Origin of the sequence: Methyloceanibacter sp., assembly GCF_051306395.1 — a bacterium.
Classification (GTDB): Bacteria; Pseudomonadota; Alphaproteobacteria; order Rhizobiales; family Methyloligellaceae; genus Methyloceanibacter.
On the sequence record NZ_JBPPND010000184.1, the window covers coordinates 1 to 3,013 of the forward strand.

At 62.3% G+C, this 3,013-nt stretch carries 3 pseudogenes; all 3 read right to left on the reverse strand.

From position 1 onward, the window contains the following. Window positions 1-206: 206 nt before the first annotated feature. A pseudogene (locus tag ACSLE4_RS09620) lies at window positions 207-1,324 on the reverse strand (IS5 family transposase). Window positions 1,325-1,381: 57 nt separating this feature from the next. Beyond that, window positions 1,382-2,301: pseudogene (locus ACSLE4_RS09625) on the reverse strand (IS630 family transposase); the annotation flags it as partial. Window positions 2,302-2,388: 87 nt separating this feature from the next. Next, a pseudogene (locus ACSLE4_RS09630) lies at window positions 2,389-3,013 on the reverse strand (Mu transposase domain-containing protein); the annotation flags it as partial.

Sequence of the window (3,013 nt, forward strand, 5' to 3'; positions counted from 1 at the left end):
CAGATGGCTTCGTACGGTAGATGCCCTCATCCCGCGCGAAGACTTCGCAGCGCCGGCGACGAGATGGCCAGCAGGACCCCTCGAAGAACCGCTTGATTGGGGCGTTATGGCGAGGGTGTGACCCGCTGAGCCGCAAGGCGTTTGGTGTGGCGGTGTATTCTTCGCTGACATACGTGTCGCCGGCTCCGTTGGGGGCGGATTTTGCGTCAAGCAGGCGCAGTTCGCCGCTCGAGCCAGATCAGGCGCTGGAGGTTGTAGGCCAAGTTCGCCATGCCGATCTTGATGGTGGCGCGGGCGATGCCGATGGTCCGCACAACGAGCCCCATCCGATGCTTCTGGCCTGCGAACACATGCTCGACCTGGCTCGACCTGGGCGCGGATCTTGGACCTGCGAGTGTTGGTCTTGGCGATCCGCTCGGGCAGCGGCAGCCGCGGCTTGCGCCTCTGGTGGATGTGGCTCTTGAACATGCCGCTCGCGAGGAACGCCTCGTTCTTCTTCGACCGGCAGGCGGTGTCTGCCCAAACGCCCGAGCCCCGTGTTCGCCTTGCTGATCAGGACGGGCAGCCGTGCCCCATCATGGGCGTTGGCGGCACTGGCATCCCAGGTGCGGATCAGCCCGTGGGTCCGGTCAATGCCGATATGATTCTTGTAGCCGAACATCGGGATGGCGAGATCAACCGGCTTGGCTGCTTTGGGATCGGCGCCCTCCCTGACCTTGGCCTTGCTGTACTTGATCGACCAGCGGGCGGCGCGGTCCTTCTGCCGCGCCTTGGCCGGCTTCCAGTCCTCGGGGGCTTCCAGTCCTCGGGGACGCGCTTCCTTGATCGCCGTCTTCTCCGCCTCGGTGTTACGCTGCTTGGGCGCCGGCACCACCGTCGCGTCGATGATCTGACCACCCATGGCGAGATAGCCGCGATCCTTGAGGGCCGCGTCGAAGCGAGCGAAGATCTTGCCGATCGCCTTGGCTGAGACGAGCCGCTCGCGAAACAGCCAGACCGTCCTCGCGTCCGGCACCGTGCCGTCGAGCCCCAGCCCCAGGAACCGCTGGAACCGCTGGAACGACAGCCGGTCCCTGATCTGGAACTCGCTGGCCGCATCCGACAGCGAGTAGAGCGCCTGCAGCACCAGGATTTTGAACATGAGTACCCGATCAAATGGTGGTCGCCCGCCCTTGCCGCGAAGGCTGCGTCGGAGCGCTGCAACCAGCGGCCCACGGAAAACCTCCAAGTCCACAACCGCCAACAACCGCTCCAGCGCATCACCCGCCGCGCTCAGCGCTTCGTAACCGTCCGAAAGATCGAAAAACCCCGCCTGCCCTGCCATCATCACCTCCACCGCATCGTCGGCGAAGTGAATCAAATCTACCCCTCAAAGACCAGAGTTCTTCGAGGTGGCCAGCTTTGAGGTCATGTGCCATCCGGCCTGATCCATCAGCAGCACGCCGTGGGCACCCGGCTCGATAGCGAGCGCTATTTTCCGCCAGGTGCAGTGACATGGTCTGGGTATTGCAGAACGGAAGGATCAGGCCAGACCCTTTGCCCAGTTCGGGGCAGATGGCGCCAAAGACATAGGCTGATTTCGTCCTCTGATCCTTCGGCGCTGACGGCCGAGTGCCGCGCTTGGCCCAGCGGCGGGTGAGCTTTGTTTTTCTGGCCGATGCGAGCCTCGTCCTGGAACCAGACCTCTAGCGGTGTGCCGCGCGGAAGGGGACGCGCTAATCTTTGCCGGTTCGGCGGCAAGGCCCCGTTTTTGAAGTCCTCCATCGCATATTCGTTCTGGCTATGATGGCGCGGCCGCGCCGTCAGTTTGACATAGCCCAGCTTCTTCAACTCCCGTCCCACGGTCGTTTTCCGTCAGGGACACCCCAAATTCATCATGGAGCCACCGCGCCAGATCGATCAGTCGCCAGCGGACAATTCCATGGCGGACAATTCCATGGCGGACAATTCCATGGGCGGACAATTCCATGGGCGGACAATTCCATGGATCGCCGGTATCGGGCCGCTTTCAACGGTCTCTGCAAGGGCCAGGCGCTGGGCATCATTCAACAAGGGGGGCCTGCCCGGTGCCTTGCCGTCGAGGAGCCCATCAGAACCCCGATCATTGAACCGCACGACCCAGTCGCGCACGATCTGCAATGTTACTCCGCCGATACGCGCCCCGTCGCCGCGGCTCCCGCCGCCATAAATTTCCGCCAAGGCCAGCAGCCGACGACCCTGGTTCGCGCTTCTGGTCGCGCGCGCCAGCCGTCTCAAGCCGGCCGCATCAAAGTCGTCCCGCAATCCAATCGCTGCACCCATGACAATGCCCTCCAACCGGCAGCCATAGATTCAGAAATTTTCCTCTTTGGGAATCTCCTACGTGAGTCAGCATCAAGGGAGGTTGGTATTAGGACCGGTTTTCCTGGCGCGCTCGATCAGGCTCGCTGGCGATATATTCGCATAGCGCTGATGCGCCTTGGGCATGTGCTCATTCACGGTAACGTGCCCACGGCGCTGCGATGTCCGCATATGGCTGGCGACCCGCGCATGATCGTAGAAGATCTCGACCACTCGATGCGTCAGGCGGATATCGACCTGCCGGCCGATCAGTCCGTGCGGCACGGAGTAAAAGGTCTTGTCGACCTCGACATGATAATCAGGATGGACCTTGGCGCGTTTCCACTCGGCATATTCGAACACCGACGTAGGTAACGCCGCCAATGCCGTCCGTTCGATCTCGTCAAAGATTGCGCGACGGGATTTGCCGACATGGCGCATGGGCCGATCATTGAGATCAACCAGCAAGTCCGCGATTGCGGCATTGAGATCTGCCAGACTGAAGAAGCGCCGATTGCGCAGCCGCGCCAGGATCCAGCGCTCCACGATCAACACTGCGCCCTCGACCTTTCCTTTGTCGCGCGGCCTACGGCTCCGGGTAGGCAGGATCGTCGTATCGTAATGCTCGGCCATCGCCGCAAAGGTCGCGCTGAGCGTGGGCTCGAACCATAGCGCTTTGGCAACGCCCGCTTTC